Genomic DNA, 26,053 nt, shown 5'->3' with positions numbered 1-26,053 from the left:
TGGATGATGACGGGCGGGTAGCCGTTTGGCTATGATCATAGGGGCCTATCCTTGAAGCTGGAGCCCAAGCTGCCAGGCTGGCTGTTCACAGCTACAGGTGAGCTATCTTTCTGTTTTCTCGGAAGCTGTCAGGTGACTTATTTTAATACGGATCGCAAGGATACTTATCCACCGGAATGCATAGTGACCCAGTATGTACTGCATTACGCTAGTGGCGAAAAGAAGACGATAAGACAGGCTATATTAGATCATAAAGAGGCACAAGATGTGAGAGAGCGGTTGATTTCCCGTATCGAGGTATATTTGGGGACATAGCTCCATTCATTAAAGCGGTCATGCTGCAATAACAGAGCATGACCGCTTTTTAAAGTTTCATAAATCCTTGTGTCAGGGCAGGGGGCTTATGCTGAAATATCTTGCAACTCCAATATCACAGGACAGTGGTCACTGCCTGTAATATGACAATCAATGTTCGCATCCATCAATAGCGAACGAAGTCTCTCCGAGACGAGGAAGTAATCGATCCGCCAGCCAATATTCCTTTCTCTCACCTTTGGCATGTAGGACCACCAGGAATAAACATCCGTCCGGTCAGGATAAAAGGTTCTGAAGGTATCTATAAATCCGGCGTCTAGCAGCTGTGACATGCGTTCCCGTTCCTCAGGCGTAAAACCGGCATTTCCGTAGTTAGCTTTGGCGTTTTTGAGATCGATCTCCTGATGAGCTACGTTCAAGTCTCCACACACGATGACAGGCTTCAAAGCATCCAGTTGTTGCAGGTAGCTGCGAAAACGGTCTTCCCATTCCAGTCTGTAGGGCAGTCGGGATAAGTCCCGTTTGGTATTTGGTGTGTACACATTGACGAGATAAAATTTTTCGAATTCCAAAGTGATGGTTCGGCCCTCCGGTTCTTCATTTTCTTCAAGTCCATAATGCACAGAGAGCGGCTTGATTTTGGTGAAAATAGCCGTGCCGGAATATCCTTTTTTCTCAGCATAATTCCAGTATTGTGTGTATTCCTCCATGTTCTCCATGAGGATCTGCCCTTCTTGAAGCTTCGTTTCCTGTACGCAAAAAATATCGGCATTCGTTTCTTTTAAATAAGTATAAAACCCTTTGGTCACACAGGCTCTTAAGCCATTTACATTCCAAGATATTAATTTCATTTGATTAATCTCCTTGCTACTTCACGCGGTCAAGCGATGTGATTTGTATATCCTTTGTTGACATAAGCTTATAAATGTCTTCTATCTTGACTTCATAGGTCTTTTCATCAAAATGGTCCTGACCAAACATATAATCGTTTAGTTCTATTGCCTTAAGGTTTCGGTTGGTATTCATAGCCGAAGGGAAGTATTCGATGTCTAATGAGGCTTTATTTCCGGCCAACACTGTTTTGAGAACTTTTGCAGTTTGTAATACCCGTTCTTTTTCCAATGACAATCCTGAGTCAGTTAGATCCTCGAATACAATTATACGAATATATTGATCGCCGACCGCTTCGGGATTCAGTTTAAAATCGTCGTATTCTTTGATCATTTTATCTGTTTCCCCTTCTTGCACCCCAGAATGAACAGCGGCTGCATCATTGTATAGCTTCTGTATAACAGGTTTGAGCTTCATGTCCAGTTGGCTCTCCCAAAGGGCGTTAAGATATTTTTCTCTAAATGGGACATCCTCATAAGGACGCTTGGTCATGTTAAAGAGGACGGAAGGATGACGATTAGAGATCGCCTCCATGGTATATTCAGTGAAGGGAATACTATGATAGCTAATATTTTGAATTTGAAAGTCCTCTCCGTATTTCTGCTCCAGATATTGCTCTGATTCTGCGGCTACGTTGCGTTTATTTTCACCTGTTTGTGTAAAAGGTTCTATAATATCTACGTATTTCATTGTGACTGCAAGAAGTAGAAGTGTAGCTCCCACAGTGAGACTGAGCAACATGCGCCATTTGGAAGGCAACGATGCACTTGTCGGCGCGCTACCCACATTGCTTGTAATTTGAAAAGATCGTATTGTAAAAATAATGCCTAAAATGTGGAGAATAATGGCCAGCGGTCCCGAAATAATAAGCAGGTATCCGAGAGAAAATAATGTAAAATAGATCAGAATTCCCTGTGTGATGATCAGAGCCGCTCCTCCAATCATATAGGAAGGAATGGCGAGATAAAACATACCCAATCCAGTACCTAATATAGAAAGCAAAGTGGCAACAAAACGATGAATTTCCCGCGACTTTTGGAGTTTATTCGTAGTCAAGGGAGTCAGCCAACCTCCTTTACTTCAAAATGGTGTAACATGATAGATGATAGCAATATCTGCGTTTTATTGAAAGAGTAGTGACTTGAAACCAGCGCCTAAAGTAGCGTGGCAGACTATTCTTTCTACATTATTTATCATCAAAAAAAGCTCCCTTGCGGAAGCTTTTTTTGATGTAATTTATCAAGAGAGATACTCTCCCTATGGTTGATTGCGAAGTATAGGCTAACGATGCCGATGGGCCGACGTTCCCCTGTGAGTTATTTCATGAGAACAAAAAAAGCCTCCATTATGGAAGCTTCTTGTTATGACGTCCCAGGAGGGATTCGAACCCCCGACCGACGGCTTAGAAGGCCGTTGCTCTATCCAGCTGAGCTACTGGGACATAAAATTCAAGCGAATATTAATATATCATATGGATAAAAGAAATTCAAGTCTTATTTTGCATATATCGCTTATTTAGGCTTTATACAGCATAAATTCTGAGTAGACGTAGTTTTTTTTGCCTTATAAAAGGGTATGTTAGAATACAGGTGAATATGTGTAAGACGAGTGGTTGGACTTCGGCTACTGTTTCTCATATAATCTACAAATACTTGAGCTTGTGAAGGAGAGGGGGTGCCTTGAATAAAGGACTCCAAGGTGACGACAAAAGAAAATAATATTGTATTGTTTCCGAAGACACTGGACTATTATCAAATCCAACTTACCGTGATGCTTGAAAACGAACGTTACGGAGAGGCGATGGCGATGCTGCGTTTTTTAATGCAGTGTCAGGGACAGGAGCAGAAGCAATACGATGAATGGAACGCTCTATTACAATGGCTGGAAGCTGCATTTCCACAGTACGCTGACAGCGGGGCGGTAACGGACGCTGTGGAAGAAGAGGTCAGTGAAGTAGAGTTAGCTCGCCGTCATGCACGCTTTAAGCAGGAGCAGGATGCGGGCTACGGCAACAAGCTGTTGCGGATGGCTATGGATGAACCCTTATCCGAACAGACGATTTTAGCGTTGGAGCAGTTGTCCTATTTGGAACTGCCAGAAATCGACGATGCCTTGCTTCGCTGGATTACGGACCGGGAAATCCATCCTTTACTTCAATTCCGTGTTCTACAGACAATGCGACGACGCGGAATGGAAGGGACGATAGAAATCAGACGGGGTGATGAACAAGCGGAAATCGACATTGAAACGGTTCCGTTACAGCCTGGTGATTTTCCAGAGTCGATTATGCGTATTTTGGAACGGGTGGCTGATCAGACTGAGGTGCACGAGCCTACACTATTCTATTTTGCACAGGAGTTGTGGTCACAGTTTGTGATGGCAGTATACGGTACGAATGATTATAGATCCATGTTGGTGGAAGAGGACGGAATGCCGGATATTTGGGCTGCAGCACTCCATCAGACCGTTTCGGAAAGTTTGAACGGTAATAATAATGAGGAAGAAACCCGTGCTATATATGGTATTACAGATGCGTTGCGCTTCCGTTTTGAGCAGGCGTATCGGTCGATGCGACTATTCGTAGCGGCGGGAATGCACACTCCTTAGTGACCGGAAACGTTTACCTGTGAAGCATTCAAAGGGCTGCTCTTGAAAAAGACAGTAATGTTAGATATACTATAGTGGTTATTTTGTGTGCGTTGATTGTAATGAAAACTAAGTGAAGATTTTGTTGGAGGGGAAAGCATAAAATGAAAGCAACTTGGGAGAAAATAGAGAAGAACCTTGGGGTTCTTGAAGTTGAGGTTGACGCGGATCGTGTAGCCGCTGCACTCGACAAAGCTTTTAATAAAGTGGCAAAACAAGTAAGTGTACCAGGATTCCGTAAAGGTAAAGTACCACGTCCTATCTTTGAAAAACGCTATGGTATTGAAAGTCTGTACCAAGATGCAATTGACATCCTGTTGCCAGAAGCTTACAGCCAAGCTGTAGAGCAAACGGACATCTTCCCGGTTGACAGCCCTGACGTTGAAATTGATCAATTTGCTAAAGGCGAATCTTTCAAGTTCAAAGCAAAGGTTACTGTTAAACCTGAAGTGACTTTGGGCGATTACAAAGGCGTAGAAGTGCCTGTAAGCAAACTCGAAGTAAGCGACGAAGAACTGGCTCAAGAACTGGAGCGCCTGCAACAACGTCATGCTGAACTGGTTGTCGTTGATGAAGATGCTGCTCAATCCGGTGATACAGCTATTATTGACTTCGACGGTTCCGTGGACGGTGTACCATTCGAAGGCGGACAAGCTGAGAAGTATTCTTTGGAACTGGGATCTAACACATTCATCCCTGGTTTTGAAGAGCAAGTGGTTGGTTTGCACACTGGCGATTCCAAGGACGTTGAAGTAACGTTCCCTGAGAACTACCATTCTGCTGACCTCGCTGGCAAACAAGCGGTATTCAAAGTGAAAGTTCACGAACTGAAACGCAAAGTTCTTCCTGAGCTGGACGATGAATTTGCTAAAGATGTAAGCGAATTTGACACACTGGCTGAATTCAAGGAAGACTTGAAAAAGCAATTGTTGGATCGTAAGGAAAACGAAGCTAAAGCAGCTCGCGAGGGTGCTGTAGTGGAGAAGGTTGCTGAGAATGCAACAATCGACATTCCTGAAGCAATGGTGAAGAGCGAAGTGCAAAACATGGTTCGCGATTTCGACAACCGTTTGCGTAGCCAAGGTATGAACCTTGAAATGTTCCTTGGATTCTCTGGTCAAAGCAAGGAAGACCTGGAAGAGCAAATGAAAGCTGATGCTGAGAAGCGCGTACGTAACAACCTCGTGCTGGAGCAAGTGGCTAAAGCAGAAAACATCGAAGTTTCCGAAGCGGAAATTGATGAAGAACTGAAAAACATGGCTGAAGCTTACAAACGTTCAGTTGAAGAAATCCGTAGCATTCTGGAAGGTAACGGCTCGTTCGCTAACCTGAAAGAAGAAATTTCACTGCGCAAAACCATTGCTTTGTTGGTGGAAAACAGCAAAGAAGTAGAAGCGCCAGTTGAAGCTGCTGAGTAATTCAGACGATAAAATATACGGAGTATGCTGTAACAAGCTGAAACGTAGTAATTAGATAGGGATAAGGCACGTAGTGAAAGTTACGTGCCTTATTTTTACCTTTGATAACCCAAATTTTAGTCGTTTATGGAAAGTGCTGTGAGTCGCGTTTTCTTGTTTTACATAAGTCACTACCGTATATTTGCACATACATACGAAACATGGTTAAATATGAGAAGGTCTCGGCAGAGTGTACTGTAAATAGCCCGCACTGCATATATGAGCGCATGCAAATATGACACGAGACTCTGAACATGTTAAAATATTTTGTAAGGTGTTCACGTTTCATGCTTGCTGCTTCCGTTTTAATGGGACATAAGGAAGCGGATGAATACAGGTGTTCATTTTAATAAAGAAAAGAGGTTGGTCGTGATGAGTCTCGTCCCTATGGTTGTGGAACAAACGAATCGAGGAGAACGATCTTACGATATTTACTCGCGGTTGCTTAAGGATCGTATTATTTTCCTAAGTGGCCCGATTGATGACGATGTCGCCAATCTCGTCATTGCACAGCTATTGTTCCTTTCTGCGGAAGATCCAGAGAAGGATATTAATTTGTACATTAACTCGCCAGGCGGTTCTGTAACTGCGGGCATGGGTATATATGATACAATGCAATTCATTAAGCCGGACGTATCGACGATCTGTGTAGGCATGGCTGCAAGTATGGGTTCGTTGCTGCTAACAGCGGGTGCGCCAGGTAAGAGATACGCGCTTACCAATAGTGAAGTCATGATTCATCAGCCACTTGGTGGCATTCAGGGGCAAGCCTCCGATATGCTGATTCATGCGGACTGGATTATCAAAACACGTGCTAAGCTGAATCAAATCTATGTAGAGCGTACGGGTCAGCCCCTCGAAAAAATCGAACGTGATACTGACCGGGATTTCTTCATGGAAGCGGAAGAGGCAAAAGCATACGGTATCATTGACCAGGTGCTGTCTAAACCGATTAATCTGTAAAGGGGTGGCTCTATGTTTAAATTTAATGATGAAAAAGGACAATTGAAATGTTCTTTCTGCGGTAAATCTCAGGATCAGGTTCGCAAGCTTGTTGCCGGACCGGGCGTATATATATGTGACGAATGCATTGAGTTGTGTACGGAGATTGTAGAAGAGGAATTGGGTCATGAAGAAGAAGTAGATCTGAAAGACATTCCGAAACCAATGCAAATCCGTGACATTCTGGACCAATATGTTATTGGTCAGGATCAAGCGAAAAAATCGTTGTCTGTAGCGGTATATAATCACTACAAACGAATTAATACTCAAAACAAAATTGATGATGTGGAACTGCAAAAAAGTAACATCTTGATGCTTGGACCTACAGGTTCGGGTAAAACGTTGCTTGCGCAAACCATGGCTAAAATTTTGAACGTTCCTTTTGCTATCGCAGATGCCACTTCCCTTACGGAAGCAGGTTATGTGGGTGAAGACGTTGAAAATATTTTGCTGAAACTGATTCAAGCTGCCGATTATGATGTAGAAAAAGCCGAACGCGGCATTATCTACATTGACGAAATTGATAAAGTAGCCCGCAAATCCGAAAACCCGTCCATTACGCGTGACGTTTCGGGTGAAGGTGTACAGCAGGCGTTGCTTAAAATTTTGGAAGGCACGGTTGCTTCTGTACCACCTCAAGGCGGTCGCAAGCATCCACATCAAGAGTTTATTCAAATTGACACCACGAATATCCTGTTCATTTGCGGTGGTGCCTTTGATGGTCTGGAGCAAATGATCAAACGCCGTATCGGTAAAAAGGTTATCGGCTTCAACGCTACCAGCGAACAAAAAGACCTGAAACCAGGCGAATATACTTCAATGGTATTGCCTGAGGATCTTTTGAAATTCGGTCTGATACCGGAATTTGTAGGACGCTTGCCAGTAATTTCTACGCTGGAGCCGCTTGATGAGAACACATTGGTTCGTATTCTGTCCGAACCGAAAAATGCGTTAACCAAGCAATACCAGAAGCTGCTTGAGCTGGATAATGTGCAACTGGAGTTTAAGCAAGATGCTCTGGAAGCCATTGCTCGTGAAGCGATCAAGCGTAACACGGGTGCCCGTGGCCTTCGTGCGATCATCGAAGGTATTATGCTGGACGTAATGTATGAGGTTCCTTCCCGTGAGGATGTGACTACTTGCGTCATCAATGAGCAGGTTGTAAAAGACAAAATCGCACCGGAACTCGGTGGTACAGATAAGGATAAAAAACAAGAAGAGAGCGCCTAAGGATTGATACTTCGCGATCTCTAAAACATGAGAAGCCGGATCTCCACTTCACTAAACCTGTATGAGGTTTTAAGGGGTGGAGGTTTGGCGTTAATGGGAGAGAAAAGTACATGTTCTTAAGACAAGACACACGTCCCGTTAAAGTCGGGAATCTGACGATTGGCGGCAGCAATGAAGTCATCATCCAAAGCATGTGTACAACTAAAACAGCAGATGTGGAAGCAACTGTAGCCGAGATTCTTCGCTTGGAAGAAGCCGGATGTCAACTGGTGCGGGTTACCGTCAACAATGAGGAAGCTGCCGCAGCCATTAAGGAAATTAAAAAACGGATTCATATTCCGCTAGTTGCAGATATTCACTTTAATCACAAGCTGGCTCTACTGGCAATTGAAAATGGGATTGATAAAGTTCGCATTAATCCAGGTAACATAGGACGACGTGAAAAAGTAGAAGCTGTCGTGAAGGCATGTAAGGAAAAAGGGATTCCGATTCGAATTGGTGTGAATGCCGGGTCATTGGAACAGCATTTACTTGATAAGTATGGCTACCCTACGCCAGAAGCGATGGTAGAAAGTGCGCTGTATCATATCGGGATACTGGAAGAACTTGATTTCCATGACATTATCGTGTCACTGAAGGCGTCTGATGTTCCTATGGCGATTGCTGCTTATACGAAGGCCGCTGAAATTATTAAGTATCCGCTCCATCTGGGTATTACCGAAGCGGGTACACTCTTTACGGGTACAGTTAAAAGCGCGGCAGGTATGGGCGCTTTGCTAGCATCAGGCATCGGCTCCACAATGCGTATTTCACTTAGTGCTGATCCGGTGGAAGAAGTGAAGGTAGCTCGTGAGTTGCTCAAGACGTTTGGATTAATCACAAACGCAGCTACATTGATTTCTTGTCCGACTTGCGGACGTCTGGATATTGATCTGTTCTCTATTGCCAACGAGGTAGAAGACTACATTGCAAAACTCAAGGTACCGATTAAAGTATCAGTACTGGGTTGTGCAGTAAATGGCCCGGGTGAAGCGAAGGAAGCTGATATTGGAATTGCCGGAGCGCGCGGTGAAGGCCTTTTGTTCCGTTATGGAAAAATGATTCGCAAAGTACCTGAGGCTGATATGGTGGACGAATTGAAAAAAGAAATTGATATCATCGTCAAAGCATATGAGGAAACAGGGAAAATACCTGGACGTGAAGAACGTCATACCGCCGAGAAGGTGTAGGCAAAAAGCAGTTATTATAAAGAGGCATAGTCATAATCTATTGTCATCATTTAAACGCCGTGGAGAGCAGCTCTGCTACAGAACTGTTCTTCGCGGTGTTTTTGTATTTCTCTCTGATCTTTTGAAAGACCGCCGTTTAGCTATCGCGGAAAAGGAAATACTGTTTTTCATAGAGCGGCATTTTTAAAATTGCTGAGATGAGAAACGGAGGAAATACGATGGACTTGACTATGATTTTGTTATTGGTGCAAATGTTTTTCGGGATTGTTATTGGTCTGTATTTCTGGAACCTCCTGCGGAGCCAGAAAACGAACCGTAGTGCGGTGGATCGGGAATCCCGCAAGGAATTGGATAAGCTACGCAAATTGCGTTCTATTTCACTTACCAAGCCGTTGGCTGAACGCACACGTCCTGCCACATTACAGGATATCGTGGGTCAGAAGGATGGACTGCGCGCGCTCAAGGCTGCGTTATGTAGTGCGAATCCGCAGCATGTCATTATTTATGGCCCGCCGGGTGTAGGGAAGACAGCTGCTGCACGCGTGGTGCTGGAAGAGGCTAAGAAGAATCTGTCCTCTCCGTTCAAGGGAGATGCCAAATTCACGGAGATTGATGCTACGACGGCCCGCTTTGATGAGCGCGGTATTGCGGACCCGCTGATAGGTTCAGTGCATGATCCAATCTATCAAGGGGCAGGAGCGATGGGGGTAGCGGGTATCCCACAACCTAAACCCGGAGCTGTGACGAAGGCGCATGGGGGGATGCTGTTCATTGATGAGATTGGTGAGCTGCATCCAACGCAGATGAATAAACTCTTGAAAGTACTGGAGGATCGCAAGGTATTTTTGGAGAGTGCGTATTACAACTCGGAAGATTCGAATACTCCTGCTTATATCCACGATATTTTCCAAAACGGTTTGCCAGCCGATTTTCGTTTGGTGGGTGCGACGACCCGTTCGCCGCATGAACTGCCACCTGCGATTCGCTCCCGGTGCATGGAGATTTATTTCCGTGCCTTGCAGCCACAGGAGATTGCTCGTATTGCAGAGGATGCCGTCCACAAGCTAGGCTTTGGCCCTTGTCCTGAGGCGGTAGAAGTTGTACAGCGTTACGCAACGAACGGTCGGGAGGCGGTCAATATGATCCAGCTGGCTGCTGGTTTGGCACTTACCGAGAAAAGGGAATGTCTCAATGCTTCCGACGTCGAATGGGTAGCGGGCAGTAGTCAAATTCAACCGCGTCCTGACCGAAAAATACCAGGCTTGCCGCAAATCGGATTCGTTAACGGATTAGCTGTATATGGCCCGAACATGGGGATGCTGCTTGAAATTGAAGTTACAGCAGTTCCGGTTCCTGAGGGAAAGGGCAGCTATAATATTACGGGGGTTGTGGATGAGGAAGAAATCGGAGGCGGGTCCCGTACACTGCGCCGTAAGAGCATGGCTAAAGGTTCTGTAGAAAATGTTCTAACCGTTTTGCGTACGCTCGGATTGTCTCCGTCGAATTACGATTTGCATATCAATTTTCCTGGGGGTACGCCGGTAGATGGCCCGTCCGCAGGAATTGCGATGGCAACAGCCATTGCTTCCGCGATGCGGGGAATTCCGGTGGATCATGAAATTGCAATGACTGGCGAAATTAGCATCCATGGTCGTGTCAAACCGATTGGTGGTGTATTAGCCAAGGTTGAAGCCGCTTTTCAGGCAGGAGCCAAAAAAGTGATCATTCCGCAGGACAACTGGCAAGCTCTTTTTGACAGCATTGAGGGTTTAAAAGTGATTCCCGTACAGTCGGTTACCGAAGTGTTCCGACATGTGTTCGGGGAAGAGATAACGTCGGATTCGCCTGTACATGCGCCAATTGAGACTTTTCGCCCATCCCAATCTTCCTTGTTACAGGCTGATGGAACGCATAACGGGACGATATCAGATACAGGATCTTGCTGATGAACCACCCTTTCATTGGTTTTTTCATAAAACATTTGATAAAATATGAAAGATAACAACTTGAGGATTGTAAAATCCGGAACCTGAGAATCACTGGAGGTGCGAAAGCGATGGGACCCACCAAGACAAAAGGTCGTCGTTTTCCTTTGCTGCCTTTAAGAGGGCTTCTGGTCTACCCGAGTATGGTTCTGCATCTCGATGTGGGCCGGGAAAAATCGGTCAAGGCTTTGGAAAAAGCGATGGTTGAAGACAATTTGATTCTCCTGTGTTCTCAATCAGAAGTAAATATTGAAGAACCTACACAAGAGGACATCTTTCGAGTCGGCACGGTAGCCAAGGTACGCCAGATGCTCAAACTTCCTAATGGAACCATTCGAGTATTGGTGGAAGGGCTGGAACGGGCCGAGATTATTCAATATACGGACAATGAAGAATATTACGAGGTAATGGCGAAGGAGCTGCACGAGGCAGAAAACGTACAGCCTGAGACGGATGCGCTAATGCGCACTGTATTAACTCAGTTCGAGCATTATATCAACTTGTCCAAAAAGGTAACACCGGAGACTCTCGCTGCGGTATCGGATATTGAGGAGCCGGGACGGCTAGCAGACGTAATCACAAGTCATTTGACACTCAAAATTAAGGAAAAGCAGGATATACTGGAGACGATCGACGTTACTCAGCGTCTGGAGAAGCTTCTGGATATTTTGAACAATGAGCGTGAAGTACTGGAGCTGGAACGTAAAATCAACCAGCGTGTGAAGAAGCAGATGGAAAAGACGCAGAAGGAGTATTATCTGCGTGAACAAATGAAGGCAATTCAGAAGGAACTTGGCGAGAAGGAAGGTCGCGCGGGAGAAGTTGAAGAACTGCGCAACCAGCTAAGTGAACTGGAGTTGCCTGTTCCGGTGAAGGAGAAGGTCGAAAAGGAAATCGATCGTCTGGAAAAAATGCCGGCAAGCTCTGCCGAGGGTGGCGTCATCCGTAATTATGTGGATTGGTTGTTAAGCTTGCCATGGAACAAGTTTACCGATGATGATCTGGATATCGTCAAAGCTGAAGAGGTACTTAATAACGACCACTACGGATTGGATAAACCCAAGGAGCGTGTATTGGAGTATTTGGCTGTACGCAAGCTGGTGAAGACCATTAAGGGACCGATTCTGTGTCTCGTGGGTCCGCCAGGGGTCGGCAAGACCTCGTTGGCCCGTTCGATTGCCAAATCCATGGGTCGGGAATTTGTCCGCATCTCTCTCGGAGGTGTGCGGGATGAAGCGGAAATCCGTGGTCACCGTCGGACTTATGTTGGTGCGATGCCAGGGCGGATCATTCAGGGGATGAAGACCGCAGGAACGTCTAATCCAGTATTTTTGCTGGATGAGATTGATAAAATGGCTTCCGATTTTCGAGGAGATCCATCGGCGGCATTGCTCGAAGTGCTTGATCCTGAACAAAACAATACGTTCAGTGACCATTTTGTTGAGCTGCCGTTTGACCTGTCCAATGTGATGTTTGTAACGACAGCCAATGCTGCACACAACATCCCGCGTCCGCTAATGGACCGCATGGAGACGCTCTATATTCCTGGCTACACCGAACTGGAGAAGCTGGAAATCGCCAATCGGTACCTATTGCCCAAGCAGAAGAGAGAGCATGGCTTGGACGAGGAACAACTGGTTATCGGGGAGGATACGCTACTGCGTGTCATTCGCGAATATACGCGTGAATCTGGTGTGCGGAATCTTGAGCAGCAAATGGCTTCTCTGTGCCGCAAGGCGGCGAAGTCCGTTGTATCTGGTGGCGAAGGACCAATTCAAATCACACCGGATAATCTGAAGGATCATCTGGGTATCGCTAAATTCCGTTACGGTGTTGCAGAACTGGAGGATCAGATCGGTACGGTTACAGGCTTGGCATGGACAGAGGTCGGTGGTGAAACACTGATGATTGAAGTGACGGTCGTACCTGGTAGTGGTAAACTGATTCTTACGGGTAAACTGGGAGACGTTATGAAGGAATCTGCACAGGCGGCATTCAGCTACACCCGTTCCAAAGCAGTTGATCTGGGCATTGAACTAGACTTTTATGAGAAAAATGATATCCACATTCATATTCCTGAGGGTGCGATTCCGAAGGATGGTCCATCTGCGGGAATTACTATTGCTACCGCGTTAATTTCAGCTTTGACCAACCGTCATGTATCCAAGGATGTGGCTATGACGGGCGAAATTACTCTACGCGGCCGTGTATTGCCGATTGGTGGTTTAAAAGAGAAGTCGCTGGCTGCCCACCGGGCAGGCTACAAAAAAATTCTGCTTCCCAAAGATAATGAACGGGATTTAAAGGATATTCCCGACAGTATCCGGCAGGATGTTGAATTTGTCCCCGTTGCCCATATGGATCAGGTGCTAAAGCATGCTTTGGTTGAGCAGGCAAGGGTACATTAGAGAGGAATTAAGGACACAATGAAAGTAACAAAAGCAGAATTTATAATAAGTGCGGTTGGTCCCGATCAGTTTCCTGTGGACGCTTTGCCAGAGATTGCTCTGGCGGGGCGCTCCAATGTAGGAAAGTCTTCATTGATTAATCGGTTGATTAACCGTAAAAATTTGGCGCGTACCAGTTCTACGCCAGGTAAAACCCAGCAACTCAATTATTACCGGATTAATGATGATCTCTATTTTGTCGATTTTCCCGGTTACGGTTACGCCAAGGTATCCAAAACGTCCCGCAAGGCTTGGGGGCAGATGATTGAGTCTTATTTGCTGGAGCGTGAGCCACTCAAACTGGTGCTTCAAATGGTAGATTTGCGCCATCCGCCGTCCAAGGACGATATCATGATGTATGATTGGCTGCGTCATAACGGGCTTCCCGTATGTGTTGTAGGCACGAAGGCAGATAAAATCCCTAAAACGCGGCGAGAAAAGCATTACAAGGTAATCAAGCAGGAACTCGGAATACTTCCCGGGGGATTGTTTATCCCCTTTTCATCCGAAGAAGGTATGGGCAAGGAAGAGCTGTGGTCTGTCATCTCCAGCTATATAGAGAATGACGAAGAAGAGCAGACGGAATTGTAAGGCTAGGGACGTCCTTGAGGACGTCCCTTTTTCATGGTTCGGGCTTCAAAAAAATAAACTTACTAAATAGGTGGGAATAATATATAATAACAAAAAGAACTCGTGGATTTTAAGCCGAAAAGTGAGTATATGGGGGATAATGCAGTCTCAACCCCATCATTTTCCGTTTATTTCCGATGTATGGCGGGAATTTATGATTTGATGTGCAAGAAAAGCACTTTAGGTCTGATGTATAATAAATTTAAAGCTTAAACTTATAGGTTCAGGAAAGAATTGAGGAGATGGGTATGGCTCAGCGGTTAGCCACAGAGTATGTTAAAACCACTTTGACCTTGTCGGAAACCCAAATGGACGAATTTTTGCGGGCAGTGGATGATCCCCAGGTGCATTACTATATTAAAGTTCTAGATAACGGAAGACAGGAAATCGTTCTGGAGCATAGTGCGGGTGAGGAAGTTCATTTGTTTTTTGAAGCCAAAGAGGGAGCGTTTGTGTGTGAATTGACTTGTCGCTTAATTCATCCGCAACTAACCCTGTTTATACGCAAACTTTTTGTTCGTTTTAAGGGCGAAGGCATCGTTTACCGAATGTATCAAGGATTCACTATGGTGTATTTTTATAATGAAGGTACGGTTCGTAAAATTATGGAGAAGAATGCCGGAGGTTCCAGGCTGGTATTCGAATATAAAAATACGGTGCAGGAATTGCAACAGCTTTTTCAGCATCAGAACGTCGAAAATGAAATATCTGACGTATATCATCTCATTAATTCGTTGCTTGACCAGCGGAATTTGGCGCGTACTTTCTCGGAGTTGGAACAGATTGACCACAAGCTTCGAATGAGTTGCTCAAAATTATTTGCACTGGAAGCTTAATAAGGCATGAATATATGGAATGAATCGTTATGCCATGTAGTCCCTTTCTTTACCGAAATAGGCTTTTTTATTCTTAAAAAATGATTGCATTTGCTGCACATAGATGTTATTTTTAATCTCGTTGAAAATGAAATATAGGAACCAGGATTCACTCAGGACATTGAATGTTGCGAGAGGTTATTCCCTCGGGAAGTGAATGACGTAGGTCCTAGCGGATGAAATTTTTCCAAACATTTTATTCCTAGGAAGGGGGAACCGAAAGATGGAATTGGAGTACTCAACTTTCGGAAGACACGTTGCCGTAGATACTTGGGGTGTTGAGTTTGAATTACTGAATGATGCGCAGTTTTTGGAGGCTCAATTAGTTGAAGCAGCTGAAGCTTGCGGAGCAACGGTGATGTCCGTTCAATCCAAGCAGTTCGAACCACAGGGAGCTACCGTGCTTGTACTGTTGTCGGAGAGTCATCTCTCTATTCATACGTATCCTGAGAGAGGGTTTGCCGCTATTGATTGTTATACTTGCGGTGAGACTGTCGATCCGCAGCTGGCTATTGATTACCTGGTATCCGTTCTAAAACCGAAAAAAACATATGCGAAAAAGCTGATTCGCGGCTTGGGAGAACTTCAGGTGGAATCACCAGAGTGCAAGCTGGCTGAGTTAGTGTAAATCGTTTTTTATGGAGCCGTTTGTGCGTCCTATATTATAGCCATGGAACATTTCCATGGTTATTTGTTTTAAAAGTGGTCTACACTAAATCAAATCATACAGAACGTGCTGGTTTCATGAAAGCTATTCAATTTTCATAAACAATTCATAAAACAGCCGGAGGAGATTCGGACTTCTGTGATATAATTAACATAGTTTATGATAACAGTGGTTATTCTTATTACAGTTTAGGCAGGTGAATTTGCAATGCACATCGTCGTTGTTGGGTTGAATTATCGTACGGCGCCTGTGGAAGTCAGAGAGCGTTTTACATTTGCAGAACAAGATTTGCCAAAAGCGCTGGAGCAACTCAAACTTACCAAAAGTGTGTTGGAAGGCGTAGTTGTCGCAACCTGCAATCGGACTGAAATATATGTTGTAGTGGACCGCCTTCACATGTGCGGCTATTTTATACGCAGTTTTATGGAGCAATGGTTTGGCATTCCGCGTGATCAATTTACACAACATTTATATATATATGAGGACGAGCAGGCGATTCGGCATTTGTTCCGTGTGACTTGTGGTCTTGATTCTATGGTAATCGGAGAAACACAAATTTTGGGACAGGTAAAGAACGCTTTTCTTCAGGCTCAATCCCAGAAAATTACGGCAACGTGGTTTAATATGTTGTTTAAGCAGGCCGTCACATTGGGCAAGCGTGCCCATTCAGAGACATCTATTGGAGAAAGTGCCGTATCTGTCAGCTATGCAGCAGTTGAGCTAGGCAAACGGATTTTCGGGATGTTTACCGATAAAAAGGTACTGATTCTCGGTGCTGGTAAAATGAGTGAACTTACGGTTAAGCATTTGTACAGCGGCGGAGCAGCCGAGGTTATTGTAGCCAACCGAACCTTGTCCCGTGCGGAAGACCTTGCCTCCAAGTTCCATGGAACGCCGGTTACGATGGAGGAAGGCATGAATCGGTTGGCGGACGTGGATATTGTTATTAGCTCGACAGGTGCCCAGGGGTATATTCTGGATCGGACTCGGGTTGAAGCAAGTATGAAACGTCGACAGTCCCGTCCTTTGTTTATGATTGATATTGCGGTTCCGCGTGATCTCGACCCGGCTATTGGTGAATTACAGAATGTTTTCCTGTACGATATTGATGATCTGGAAGGGATCGTGGAGAGCAATTTGGAAATGCGCCGTACCGAAGCTACAAAAATCGAGCATATGATCGAAGATGAGCTTAGCGAGTTTTATCAATGGTTGAAAACGATGGGAGTGCGTCCGGTGATTCGTGCATTACAGGAAAAAGCGGAGTCTGTACATCAGGATACGTTGGAAAGCTTGTTCAATAAGCTTCCCGAGCTGGATGAACGGCAACGCAAAGTGATTAGCCGTTTGACGAAGAGCATGCTGAACCAGATGATGCATGATCCGATCAATCGGGTAAAGGAACTGGCTGTCCAAAAACAGGGGAATGAGGCCCTGGACATGTTTAGCCACATTTTTGCTCTGGAGGATCGTTTGGATGACGCCGCTCAGAAAGTAGATAAAAGCGATGCATCTGCGTTAATAAAACCGGAAGCCGGTGTTCATGAAAAAACCGTTCAGGCTCAGGCTTTGCCAGCGTCGTTTGCGCCGGCCAGCCTGTAAAAGTGGGTGAACAGACGTGGCTTCAGGCATGCTTATATATGATTCAATGATTTATGTTTTTGCCCTGAGCCTTCTGTTTGTATTCTCGGATGGGATTCGTCGCAATGCGAATGCTAAACGGACAGGTACAGGGCTTCTTGTTGTCGTTCTGGTGCTCCAGCTTGCTTATATGGGGATAAGAACCTGGAATGAAGGGCACCTTCCTATTTTCGTGACCTACGATTTTCTATTTCTGTTTTCAGTTATTTTAGTGCTGATTTCTTTGATTTTGACACGTTATCAGCGTTCCGAATTTGCGGTATTGCTGCTTAATATTATTAGTTTTGCAGTGCTGGTGCTCAACAATATATGGATGGAGCCTCTCGACAATCCACTTGGAAATTGGCATACCGTGCATGGGCTGCTCCTGATTCATATTGCGCTGGCTAATCTTGGTTTTGTAGCGATGACGGTAGCAGCTGTATTTTCGGGGTTATATCTGTTTTTGCATCGTAAATTGAAAGTAAAGAAATGGAATGACACGATCAGACGCCTGCCGAGTCTGGAAATGATGGATCGGTATACGCATATGGCGCTGTTGATTGGTACTCCTTTGCTGGGAGTCTCTATTGTAGTTGCCGTTATTTCTATTATTGCTGAGGAACGCTGGCTTCTCTTGCTAGATACCAAGGTGCTGATGACAGCGATTGCCCTGTGTGTGTATATTATATTTTTAGTGAGCAAAAGATTGAATCAGCGTTCAGGGCTTGTGATGGCAAAGTGGGCATTGGTGGGCTACACGCTATTGATTCTTAATTTTTTGCTGAATTCCTGGTCTGTATTTCATCAGTGGACGGGAGAGTGAAAAGCCATTTGCAGCATTTTGTCCCGATTTCGTTGAATTGTAACAATAAGATCTGTTGTATTGTAGGCGGCGGCAGGATTGCGGAACGAAAGGTTAAGGGGATGATGGAAAGTGGGGCGTCCATTACCCTCATTAGCCCGAATATAACGCCGGATTTACAGGTCCTGGCCGATCACAAGCAGCTCCACTGGGTAAATCGCGTATATCGCGAGGGTGACCTCCAGGGAGCCTTTCTTGTATATGCCGCTACGAACCAGAGAGAAGTGAATAATAAGGTTGCGCATGAGGCCAGACAAAGGGGTATACTGGTAAATGTGGCGGATCGCTCGGAAGAGGGAGATTTTATAACGCCGGGCATCATCCGACGAGGGAGACTGACGATTAGTATCTCTACAGAAGGGGCAGGCCCCGCTGTGACCGCTGATATTACATCAGCCTTGGATACGTTGTTTGGTAGCGAATACGAGCCATATCTGGATTTCATGCACGATATGCGACAGATCATCAAACGTAAGATAAGTTCCCCACAGCAAAGGACTAAACTACTGAGGCGCTTGGCGAGTAGCGGAATTTTGGATCAAATACGCCGTCATGAATTTATGGCTTGGACCGAACAACAAATAGACCTGTGGATTGCGCAAAATCAGGAGGAATAACATGCGAACAATTGTGGTAGGCAGCAGACAGAGTGCGCTGGCGTTAACTCAGACCGGGCATGTCATTGAAGATTTGAACGCGCTATGCGCGGAGCATGGAATGGATTTGCAATTTGTCGTAAAGAAAATCCTGACCAAGGGTGATCGAATATTGGATGTAACCTTGTCCAAAGTGGGTGGCAAAGGGCTTTTTGTCAAAGAGATTGAACAGGCCATGCTGGCTGGTGAGATTGATATGGCAGTACATAGTATGAAGGATATGCCTTCCGAATTGCCGGAAGGGCTTGTCAACGGCGCTGTACCGCGTCGTGAGGATCCACGTGATTGCCTGATCACATTGGGCGCCGAGAGCCTGGAGGATTTGCCTCAAGGGGCAAAGGTGGGCACGAGTAGCCTGCGCAGAGCCAGTCAAATCAAGTCCATGCGACCTGATCTACAATTGGAGCCTGTGCGTGGGAATATTGATTCCCGTCTGAAAAAGCTGGAGACGGAAGGTTTTGACGCTATCATTTTGGCGGCAGCAGGTTTGCATCGGATGGGCTGGAAAGATCGAATTACATCCTATATACCGGAAGAAGACTGTTTGCCGGCGGTTGGGCAGGGAGCGCTGGGTATTGAATGTCGCGCGAGTGATGAAGAGCTATTGGCCTTGCTGCGCCTTTACAACGACCGGGATACCTCGGCTACCGTTGCGGCAGAACGAACCTTTTTGGGCGTGTTAAATGGGGGGTGCCAAGTGCCGATCGGGGCTCATGCCGTCTGGGCTGGTCAAGAAATCAGCCTTACGGGCATGGTAGGCTCGCCAGATGGCGAGGTTATTTTGAAGGAAACGCTCCAGGGAAATGATCCGCAAAAGCTGGGAGAAGCGGTGGCGGCCAGTTTGATAGCCAAAGGAGCAGAACAGATTCTGGCGCAGGTGAGGGGATGATAGCATGGCAGGAAAAGTATATTTGGTAGGTGCAGGACCCGGAGACGCAAGATTAATTACGGTCAAGGGTTGGGAATGCATTCAATTGGGCGATGTCATTGTGTACGACAGACTGGCAAGCCCGCGCCTTTTGGGATTGATGAAGCCAGAGGCCCAAAAAATATATGTTGGAAAGTTGCCAGATCGTCACACTATGAAGCAAGAGGAAATTAATCAGCTGTTGGTGGATTTGGCCTTGGAAGGAAAAACAGTTGTTCGTCTTAAAGGGGGAGACCCTACTATATTTGGACGAGTCGGCGAGGAAGCCGGGCTACTGCGTAAACATGGTATTTCCTATGAAATTATACCCGGCATCACATCAGCAATCAGTGTGCCCGCCTATGCGGGGATTCCAGTCACACACCGGGATATGGCCTCATCGCTATCTATCATTACAGGTCATGAAAGTCCGGATAAACTCGACAAAAGTATTCATTGGGATAAAGTGACGAACGCAACGGGCACACTGATCTTTATGATGGGTGTAGCAAAGATTGGCTATATCAGTGAACAGCTGATAAAACACGGCAAGCCATCAAATACTCCTGTTGCCTTGATCCGCTGGGGAACCCGTGCCGAGCAGGATACGCTGGTGGGTACGCTTGCGGATATTGAAGCTAAGGTGAAGGCTGCGAATTTTCAGCCTCCCGCCGTCATCGTTGTCGGAGAAGTGGTCAATCAACGTGAACAGTTAAAATGGGCTGAGGACATGCCTTTGTTTGGCAAGCGAATTTTGGTTACTCGCGCGCGTGCGCAGGCCAGCAGTCTGGTCCATCGGATAGAAGAGCTTGGTGGCGAGCCTTATGAATTTCCAGTTATTCAGACGGTCGCCCCTTCGGACGAGCCAACCAAACAGGAAATTAAAGAGGCATTTGCGCGACTGCCAGAATATGATTGGGTGTTTTTTACCAGCGTTAATGGAGTGGAATACTTTTTCACGCACTTAAAGGAACAGGGCAAGGACGTACGTATGCTGTTCAAAGCGCGTATTGCCGCAGTCGGACCGGCTACAGCAGCCGCGCTTCGGACGCACGGAATTGTGGCAGAACAGATCGAGGGCCCATTTCAGGCAGAGGGCTTGCTCGAAGGATTTGAGCAGGATTTGCAGGCAGGGCAGAACGTATTTCTCCCAAGAGGTGATCTAGCTCGGCCGTGGCTGCCAGAAAAGCTGAGGGAGATGGGACTTCATGTGACCGAGGCTGATTTGTATCAAACGGTGCTAGCAGCCAACACACAGGATGATGAACTTCTCAAGCTGCTTCAGGAGCGTGCCATTCATGCGATTACGTTTACCAGTTCCTCAACTGTAACCTTTTTCTTAGAAGCCCTCAGACAAATGGGGATCCATGATCCGGTGTCGCTGCTGGAGGGAGTTACGATTGCTGTGATAGGTCCTTTGACCGGTGAGACAGCTACCCAAGCCGGCTTGACTGTAAGTTTTATGTCAGAGAAGGCGACCATTGAAAGTCTGATCCAATCGTTGTGTGAGTGGAAACGTTCAAGTACTGTTATGACATTATAATTTTTTTGTTTTTACTAACGAATGTATAAAAAATGGAGGTTTGTAATCATGAGTGTTCCTTTTACCAGACATCGCCGTTTGCGCCAGTCGGCTGCAATCCGCAGTATGGTGCGTGAGACCGTATTGAATCCCACTGATTTTATCCAACCGATCTACGTAACATTTGGCACTGGGGTGAAACAGGAAATTAGCTCTATGCCAGGTGTATACCGTTTTTCTCTGGATCGGCTGGAGGAAGAACTGAAAGAGATTAGTGAGCTCGGCATTCCCGCTGTGCTCCTATTTGGCATCCCAGAAACCAAAGACAGCGTAGGGACTTCGGCTTTTGTGGACGATGGTATTGTTCAGGAAGCTACTCGTCTGATCAAGTCGCGTTATCCCGAACTGCTGGTTGTGGCTGACACTTGTTTGTGTGAGTTTACGGACCATGGACACTGCGGTATGGTGCACATGCATGAGCATGATGGTGAGGTATGCGGTGAGGTATTGAATGATGAATCTCTGGAGGTGCTGGTACGTACAGCTGTATCTCAGGCCAGAGCTGGTGCAGATATTATCGCGCCATCTAATATGATGGACGGTTTTGTACAGGCGATTCGGCAGGGGTTGGATCTAGAAGGCTTTTCACATATTCCAATTATGTCGTATTCCGTCAAATATGCGTCTGCTTTTTACGGTCCTTTCCGGGAGGCCGCAGATTCTGCGCCGCAGTTTGGTGACCGCAAATCCTATCAGATGGATCCTGCTAATGCACGTGAAGCATTGCGAGAAGCAGAATCTGATGTGCTGGAGGGGGCAGATATGCTGATGGTGAAGCCTTCCCTTTCTTATCTTGACGTAATGCGCACGATTAAGGATCAATTTGATCTGCCTATGGTGGCTTACAACGTTAGTGGTGAATATGCCATGGTCAAGGCAGCGGCTCTTCAAGGCTGGATTGATGAAAAAGCAATGGTGCTAGAGATTTTGACAAGTATGAAGCGTGCGGGTGCAGATATGATTATTACCTATTCGGCCAAGGATGCGGCAAGATGGTTGAAGCAATAAGTCTATTTTCAGAAGATAGGAGTGGTCAGAATGATCGACGAACAACGAACAGTGCGCAAGGATACGAACTCCAAAGTAGCCTTTGATGAGGCAAAACAATACATTCCGGGTGGCGTAAACAGCCCGGTACGGGCTTTTAAATCTGTTGGAATTACACCTGTGTATATCGACCATGGCGAAGGATCGCGCGTATATGATATTGATGGTCAATCCTATTTAGACTATGTATGTTCATGGGGACCGCTTATTATGGGCCATGCACATCCCGAAGTGGTTAAAGCTTTACAGGCTGCTGTTGTAAAAGGAACCAGCTTCGGCGCACCAACGTTGGCAGAAACCGAAATGGCCAAGCTCGTATGTGAGCGTGTTCCTTCTATGGACATTGTACGTATGGTTAACTCCGGTACTGAGGCGACTATGAGTGCGATTCGACTCGCACGCGGATTTACGAGCCGTAGTAAAATTCTTAAATTTGAGGGATCATATCACGGTCATGCGGACAGCTTGCTGATTAAAGCAGGCTCTGGTGTTGCCACATTAGGCTTGCCCGATAGTCCCGGTGTGCCTGAAGTTGTGGCCACCCATACCATCACTGTCCCTTATAATGATCTAGCTTCGGTGAAGCTAGCTTTTGAGAAATTTGGCGAAGAGATTGCCGCAATTATTGTCGAGCCAGTAGCAGGCAATATGGGAGTTGTACCGCCACAGCCTGGATTTTTGGAAGGTTTGCGTGAGGTAACCCAGCAGTACGGAAGTCTGCTGATTTTTGATGAAGTGATGACTGGATTCCGGGTTGGACTTCATTCGGCTCAAGGTCGCTTTGGTGTGACACCGGATCTTACCTGTTTGGGTAAAGTGATTGGTGGTGGACTCCCTGTAGGTGCTTACGGCGGACGTCGTGATATTCTGGAGCGGATTGCTCCATCGGGGCCCATTTATCAAGCGGGTACGCTTAGCGGAAATCCGCTGGCTATGGCAGCAGGTTATTCGACACTTAAATTGCTGACGCCAGAAGTATACGATCGCTTGGAAGAGCGGGCAGCACGACTTCAAGCCGGATTCGAACGTAATGCGAACGAGCTAGGTATCCCTGTCACGATCAATCGCGTGGGTTCCATGGTTTGTCCATTTTTTACAGAAGAAAAGGTTGTCAATTTTGATACAGCTAAAACGAGTAATCAGGACCACTTCCGTCGTTACTTTACTGAAATGGTGAATGAGGGAGTCAGTGTAGCACCATCTCAATTTGAGGGTATGTTTGTATCGGGCGTGCATACGGTAGAGGATATTGATGCCACCATTGAGGCGAACTATCGCGCGCTCAAACGTCTATGAGCTGGCAAGGTGGCTGGAAAAGAAGAGGACCGTGGCTGGAAGTCACGCCAGGACGGGAAATCACAGACGGGGAAAAAAACAGCGCTGATGCTGTAGATCAGTGGTTGCTGAATCGTTTGGAATTACCGGAAAAGCTGTGGCGCAGACTGCGCCATGATAAAGAGATTGAACTTACAGGGGACCGGCTGCGGCTGGCCCTTTTTCCTGTAATGAACCTTGGCATCACCCCTCGCTGGTATGATTTGAAGGTACTGTATGAAGATGATTTTTGCCTGGTAGTACATAAACCAGCAGGTATGGCAGTACATCCGGACGGTGGTGTGCAGGATGGTCCGCTGACGTTGGATCATGCTGTCGCATCCTACTATGAGATGAATGGCATTCATGCGGTGGTACGGCATGTACATCGTCTGGATGTGGATACGACGGGCCCAGTGCTATATGCCAAAAATGAGTTTGCGTTGCTCAAGCTGGACGAGCAAATGAGAGCTAAGGATATCGACCGCCGGTATGTAGCTTTGGTACGAGGGAAAGTACCTCCATCGCTGCGAACGTTGGATTGGCCGATTGGCAAGGACAGGCATCATAAGCAGCGCCGTCGTGTATCTCCGACTGGGCAGAAGGCGGTTACCCATATTGAACTCGGGGAAGTATGGGGAAGCGGTTCAAGTGCAGTGAGTCTCGTATATCTGACGCTGGAGACAGGACGGACGCACCAGATTCGCGTACATCTTAGTCATGCTGGCTACCCGTTGCTTGGGGATGTATTATACGGGGGGCGTGCTACTGATTTTGGCAGGCAGGCGCTACACGGAGAGTGTCTTACCTTCTGTCATCCGCTGAGTGGCGAAACGATTACTGTTGAGGATGCTTGGCCGGATGATTTTCAAAAGCTGCACAAACAGCTATAAAAGATGGCATGCCTTCTATTTTGGCGCATATACTTGAACCTAGAAACGGTTTGCAATATGGAGTTTCCGTGCGCCTGACCAGAAGTCAGAGGATGTGCGGAGACTGCCCAAAGGAGGATGCCATCCTTGAACAAACAACAGAATGATCAGCCGCAAGGCTTGCGTTTTGATATTTATGAACGCATTCATTTGACGGAGGAAGCTGCCGGGATTGCTGAGTTGGAGGAAATCGAGCTTCTGCCACGCATTCAGGTTGTAACCCACGGCGACCATGCCGCTTTGCGAGGGCATTTGCTGCTGGAGGGCGTGTACCGCACACCTGAACAGTTCACGAGCGAGCTTCATCATTTGATCCCTGTGGAAATTACCATTCCGCTAAACCGCGTAGGGAGATTGGAAGATATCTCTGTCGAGATTGAAAATTTTGATGTAGACCTGCTTTCTTTACGTAGTCTAAACATTACAGGCGTTCTTTCTTTGCATGGTGTGGAAAGCTCGCACGCGGAAGAGACGGCGGTCTGGTTGGATGAGGAATTTACCGTAGTGCATGCACCTGAGCATCCGGTTCAATCCCTTTCCGCCGATGAAGAGTATCGTCAGGCAGAGGCCTATTCTACCAATGATTCTACCAATGATTCGACCTCTGATTACGTTACAGATCCTGAAACCTCCTACAGTGTGCCAGTACAACAGGAGTCCGTTTCCTGGGAACAGCTGTCTGAGGACCAAGGGGAACAGCAATCATCGTCGGAACAGCAAGCTTATGAGCCAGCAGTAGATCCTAACCGATTCTATGAGCCTTGGACGGGCAAAGCAGTTGAAGATAACTCTCCCGAGGTCAAACATGAGCATGGGTCTCCGGAAGTGTGGGGATTTCAGCAAAAGGAAGCATGGGCAGGGGGAAATGAGTCCAAAGTATCTTCCGCATCTCCTAATGTAAATTATGACCCTTTGCTGTCTGAACCGCATCCTGCTACGGAGTCCGAGGTCTATCTGGAGCCACAGTTGGAAGCGAGTCAAGTAGATAGCTTCGACTTCAGGCCTGAAGCGTCAGAACAGGTGAATCACGAGGCCCATGACACTTTTACTGAGGATAAGCCAGAGATGCGTGTGGCGCTTAACAGTAAAAAGGATGAAGAGGCAGACGAGCCAGACCCGGTTGTCTACTCATCATTGCTCCAATCCAGCCGTTCGGTGAAAGAAGCGGAATACCAGCAGCAATTGGAGCAGGAGCCGCAGGATCAGAAAGCCGAAGAAGAGCGGGAGAATGCCAAGTGGAAGAACCTTTTTTTTCATACACAAGATGAAACACCTTTTCGTAAGGTGCGGTTATGCATAGTACAGCGCGAGGATACACTGGAAACCATAGCTGACCGTTATCAGCTCAGCACGCGTGAGCTTCAACTGTATAACAGATTGGCGGAGCATCATGTGGAAGAAGGACAGGTATTGTACATCCCTTGATCCGGTTGCTGAAAAATGCACAGCGGGTGTTGACTATAGTCAATGGGAAATGTATGATGTGGTATAGTTATTGAAAGACTGAGATCGGGAAGAGTAGGCAGCAAGCCCTTCAGAGAGTGGAATTGCAGCGCTGTGAGGTTCCGCAGGAAGCTACTGGCCGAAGTCACCCGGGAGTCGCCTGTTTGAACGGTTCCTCATTTAATTCCTACGGAAGATAAGAGGTTCACGGTAGAATAAGGCCGGTCCGCAACCGTTATCTGCATAAAGTGTCACACCATGTGTAATGGATCAGTGGATACATACACTAGGGGTGAAACAAAGGTGGTACCGC

Annotated in this window: 22 protein-coding genes, 1 tRNA gene and 1 other annotated feature (1 of these 24 running past the window's edge); of the genes, 20 read left to right on the top strand and 3 right to left on the bottom strand. The window is 46.5% G+C overall.

Features of this window, described 5'->3' with window-relative positions; genetic code table 11:
* Positions 1 to 51: 51 nt before the first annotated feature.
* A complete protein-coding gene (locus tag NSQ57_RS18965) occupies positions 52 to 315 on the top strand; it encodes a hypothetical protein (RefSeq protein WP_342425156.1) in 264 nt (87 codons plus the stop codon).
* Between the two features lie 86 nt (positions 316 to 401).
* On the opposite strand, the gene NSQ57_RS18960 is transcribed toward NSQ57_RS18965, so the two are convergent.
* From NSQ57_RS18960 to NSQ57_RS18950, 3 genes are all read right to left on the bottom strand, one after another.
* Entirely contained in the window at positions 402 to 1,166 is a 765-nt protein-coding gene (locus tag NSQ57_RS18960; RefSeq protein WP_029518401.1) for an exodeoxyribonuclease III, read from the bottom strand.
* A gap of 16 nt (positions 1,167 to 1,182) precedes the next feature.
* The gene (locus NSQ57_RS18955; protein WP_069011259.1) at positions 1,183 to 2,262 is read right to left on the bottom strand and encodes a hypothetical protein; all 1,080 of its coding nucleotides are present in this window, start codon (positions 2,260 to 2,262) and stop codon (positions 1,183 to 1,185) included.
* A 311-nt stretch (positions 2,263 to 2,573) separates the two neighbouring features.
* Positions 2,574 to 2,647, bottom strand: a tRNA-Arg gene (locus NSQ57_RS18950).
* 257 nt (positions 2,648 to 2,904) lie between these two features.
* Between NSQ57_RS18950 and NSQ57_RS18945 the strand changes: the two genes are divergently transcribed.
* The 19 genes from NSQ57_RS18945 (at position 2,905) to NSQ57_RS18855 (ending at position 25,722) form a co-directional block, all read left to right on the top strand.
* Positions 2,905 to 3,813 carry a hypothetical protein gene (locus NSQ57_RS18945; protein WP_185156363.1) on the top strand — a complete coding sequence of 303 codons (909 nt, stop codon included), beginning with the start codon at positions 2,905 to 2,907 and terminating at the stop codon, positions 3,811 to 3,813.
* 143 nt (positions 3,814 to 3,956) lie between these two features.
* Positions 3,957 to 5,270, top strand: a complete 1,314-nt coding sequence (gene tig, locus NSQ57_RS18940; RefSeq protein WP_028541569.1) for a trigger factor — start codon at positions 3,957 to 3,959, stop codon at positions 5,268 to 5,270.
* A gap of 411 nt (positions 5,271 to 5,681) precedes the next feature.
* Positions 5,682 to 6,272: an ATP-dependent Clp endopeptidase proteolytic subunit ClpP gene (clpP, locus tag NSQ57_RS18935; RefSeq protein ID WP_016324659.1), complete on the top strand. Its 591-nt coding sequence runs from the start codon at positions 5,682 to 5,684 to the stop codon at positions 6,270 to 6,272.
* Positions 6,273 to 6,284: 12 nt separating this feature from the next.
* The gene (clpX, locus tag NSQ57_RS18930) at positions 6,285 to 7,541 is read left to right on the top strand and encodes an ATP-dependent protease ATP-binding subunit ClpX (RefSeq protein WP_013311623.1); all 1,257 of its coding nucleotides are present in this window, start codon (positions 6,285 to 6,287) and stop codon (positions 7,539 to 7,541) included.
* Between the two features lie 110 nt (positions 7,542 to 7,651).
* Positions 7,652 to 8,770: a flavodoxin-dependent (E)-4-hydroxy-3-methylbut-2-enyl-diphosphate synthase gene (ispG, locus tag NSQ57_RS18925; RefSeq protein ID WP_025718670.1), complete on the top strand. Its 1,119-nt coding sequence runs from the start codon at positions 7,652 to 7,654 to the stop codon at positions 8,768 to 8,770.
* A gap of 218 nt (positions 8,771 to 8,988) precedes the next feature.
* Complete coding sequence (gene lonB, locus NSQ57_RS18920; RefSeq protein WP_029518404.1) at positions 8,989 to 10,716, top strand: ATP-dependent protease LonB; 1,728 nt, start codon at positions 8,989 to 8,991, stop codon at positions 10,714 to 10,716.
* A gap of 110 nt (positions 10,717 to 10,826) precedes the next feature.
* The gene (lon, locus tag NSQ57_RS18915) at positions 10,827 to 13,163 is read left to right on the top strand and encodes an endopeptidase La (RefSeq protein WP_342425155.1); all 2,337 of its coding nucleotides are present in this window, start codon (positions 10,827 to 10,829) and stop codon (positions 13,161 to 13,163) included.
* An 18-nt stretch (positions 13,164 to 13,181) separates the two neighbouring features.
* Positions 13,182 to 13,793 (top strand): ribosome biogenesis GTP-binding protein YihA/YsxC, encoded by a 612-nt coding sequence (gene yihA / locus NSQ57_RS18910; protein WP_029518405.1) that lies wholly within the window; start codon positions 13,182 to 13,184, stop codon positions 13,791 to 13,793.
* A 287-nt stretch (positions 13,794 to 14,080) separates the two neighbouring features.
* Positions 14,081 to 14,668, top strand: coding sequence for a hypothetical protein (locus NSQ57_RS18905; protein ID WP_029518406.1), 588 nt, complete (start codon positions 14,081 to 14,083; stop codon positions 14,666 to 14,668).
* Between the two features lie 268 nt (positions 14,669 to 14,936).
* On the top strand, positions 14,937 to 15,335 hold the full coding sequence (speD, locus tag NSQ57_RS18900; RefSeq protein WP_025365654.1) for an adenosylmethionine decarboxylase: 399 nt from the start codon (positions 14,937 to 14,939) through the stop codon (positions 15,333 to 15,335).
* 246 nt (positions 15,336 to 15,581) lie between these two features.
* Positions 15,582 to 16,976 (top strand): glutamyl-tRNA reductase, encoded by a 1,395-nt coding sequence (hemA, locus tag NSQ57_RS18895; protein ID WP_029518407.1) that lies wholly within the window; start codon positions 15,582 to 15,584, stop codon positions 16,974 to 16,976.
* Positions 16,977 to 16,992: 16 nt separating this feature from the next.
* A complete protein-coding gene (gene ccsA, locus NSQ57_RS18890; protein WP_029518408.1) occupies positions 16,993 to 17,820 on the top strand; it encodes a cytochrome c biogenesis protein CcsA in 828 nt (275 codons plus the stop codon).
* Positions 17,821 to 17,828: 8 nt separating this feature from the next.
* Positions 17,829 to 18,476, top strand: a complete 648-nt coding sequence (locus NSQ57_RS18885) for an NAD(P)-dependent oxidoreductase (protein ID WP_069011260.1) — start codon at positions 17,829 to 17,831, stop codon at positions 18,474 to 18,476.
* A gap of 1 nt (position 18,477) precedes the next feature.
* On the top strand, positions 18,478 to 19,404 hold the full coding sequence (gene hemC, locus NSQ57_RS18880) for a hydroxymethylbilane synthase (protein WP_209950328.1): 927 nt from the start codon (positions 18,478 to 18,480) through the stop codon (positions 19,402 to 19,404).
* Between the two features lie 4 nt (positions 19,405 to 19,408).
* Positions 19,409 to 20,965, top strand: coding sequence for a uroporphyrinogen-III C-methyltransferase (cobA, locus tag NSQ57_RS18875; RefSeq protein WP_342425154.1), 1,557 nt, complete (start codon positions 19,409 to 19,411; stop codon positions 20,963 to 20,965).
* A 48-nt stretch (positions 20,966 to 21,013) separates the two neighbouring features.
* The gene (hemB, locus tag NSQ57_RS18870; RefSeq protein WP_069011262.1) at positions 21,014 to 22,012 is read left to right on the top strand and encodes a porphobilinogen synthase; all 999 of its coding nucleotides are present in this window, start codon (positions 21,014 to 21,016) and stop codon (positions 22,010 to 22,012) included.
* Between the two features lie 30 nt (positions 22,013 to 22,042).
* Positions 22,043 to 23,347: a glutamate-1-semialdehyde 2,1-aminomutase gene (gene hemL / locus NSQ57_RS18865; protein WP_069011263.1), complete on the top strand. Its 1,305-nt coding sequence runs from the start codon at positions 22,043 to 22,045 to the stop codon at positions 23,345 to 23,347.
* Positions 23,344 to 24,258: an RluA family pseudouridine synthase gene (locus tag NSQ57_RS18860; RefSeq protein ID WP_209950330.1), complete on the top strand. Its 915-nt coding sequence runs from the start codon at positions 23,344 to 23,346 to the stop codon at positions 24,256 to 24,258. The genes hemL and NSQ57_RS18860 overlap by 4 nt, the downstream gene beginning before the upstream one ends.
* Before the next feature lie 126 nt (positions 24,259 to 24,384).
* Complete coding sequence (locus NSQ57_RS18855; protein WP_318628060.1) at positions 24,385 to 25,722, top strand: LysM peptidoglycan-binding domain-containing protein; 1,338 nt, start codon at positions 24,385 to 24,387, stop codon at positions 25,720 to 25,722.
* 71 nt (positions 25,723 to 25,793) lie between these two features.
* Positions 25,794 to 26,053, top strand: a binding site (T-box leader) (it continues 25 nt past the right edge of the window).

The organism is Paenibacillus sp. FSL L8-0502 (assembly GCF_038593055.1).
Lineage (GTDB): Bacteria > Bacillota > Bacilli > Paenibacillales > Paenibacillaceae > Paenibacillus > Paenibacillus polymyxa_D.
This window is presented reverse-complemented; position numbering and strand designations above follow the sequence as displayed.

Excerpts from the sequence above, each read along its gene's own strand:
- NSQ57_RS18960 (WP_029518401.1), bottom strand. The coding sequence starts at position 1,166 with ATGAAATTAATATCTTGGAATGTAAATGGCTTAAGAGCCTGTGTGACC.
- tig (WP_028541569.1), top strand. The coding sequence starts at position 3,957 with ATGAAAGCAACTTGGGAGAAAATAGAGAAGAACCTTGGGGTTCTTGAA.
- clpP (WP_016324659.1), top strand. The coding sequence starts at position 5,682 with ATGAGTCTCGTCCCTATGGTTGTGGAACAAACGAATCGAGGAGAACGA.
- clpX (WP_013311623.1), top strand. The coding sequence starts at position 6,285 with ATGTTTAAATTTAATGATGAAAAAGGACAATTGAAATGTTCTTTCTGC.
- ispG (WP_025718670.1), top strand. The coding sequence starts at position 7,652 with ATGTTCTTAAGACAAGACACACGTCCCGTTAAAGTCGGGAATCTGACG.
- lonB (WP_029518404.1), top strand. The coding sequence starts at position 8,989 with ATGGACTTGACTATGATTTTGTTATTGGTGCAAATGTTTTTCGGGATT.
- lon (WP_342425155.1), top strand. The coding sequence starts at position 10,827 with ATGGGACCCACCAAGACAAAAGGTCGTCGTTTTCCTTTGCTGCCTTTA.
- yihA (WP_029518405.1), top strand. The coding sequence starts at position 13,182 with ATGAAAGTAACAAAAGCAGAATTTATAATAAGTGCGGTTGGTCCCGAT.
- NSQ57_RS18905 (WP_029518406.1), top strand. The coding sequence starts at position 14,081 with ATGGCTCAGCGGTTAGCCACAGAGTATGTTAAAACCACTTTGACCTTG.
- hemA (WP_029518407.1), top strand. The coding sequence starts at position 15,582 with ATGCACATCGTCGTTGTTGGGTTGAATTATCGTACGGCGCCTGTGGAA.
- hemC (WP_209950328.1), top strand. The coding sequence starts at position 18,478 with ATGCGAACAATTGTGGTAGGCAGCAGACAGAGTGCGCTGGCGTTAACT.
- cobA (WP_342425154.1), top strand. The coding sequence starts at position 19,409 with ATGGCAGGAAAAGTATATTTGGTAGGTGCAGGACCCGGAGACGCAAGA.
- hemB (WP_069011262.1), top strand. The coding sequence starts at position 21,014 with ATGAGTGTTCCTTTTACCAGACATCGCCGTTTGCGCCAGTCGGCTGCA.
- hemL (WP_069011263.1), top strand. The coding sequence starts at position 22,043 with ATGATCGACGAACAACGAACAGTGCGCAAGGATACGAACTCCAAAGTA.
- NSQ57_RS18860 (WP_209950330.1), top strand. The coding sequence starts at position 23,344 with ATGAGCTGGCAAGGTGGCTGGAAAAGAAGAGGACCGTGGCTGGAAGTC.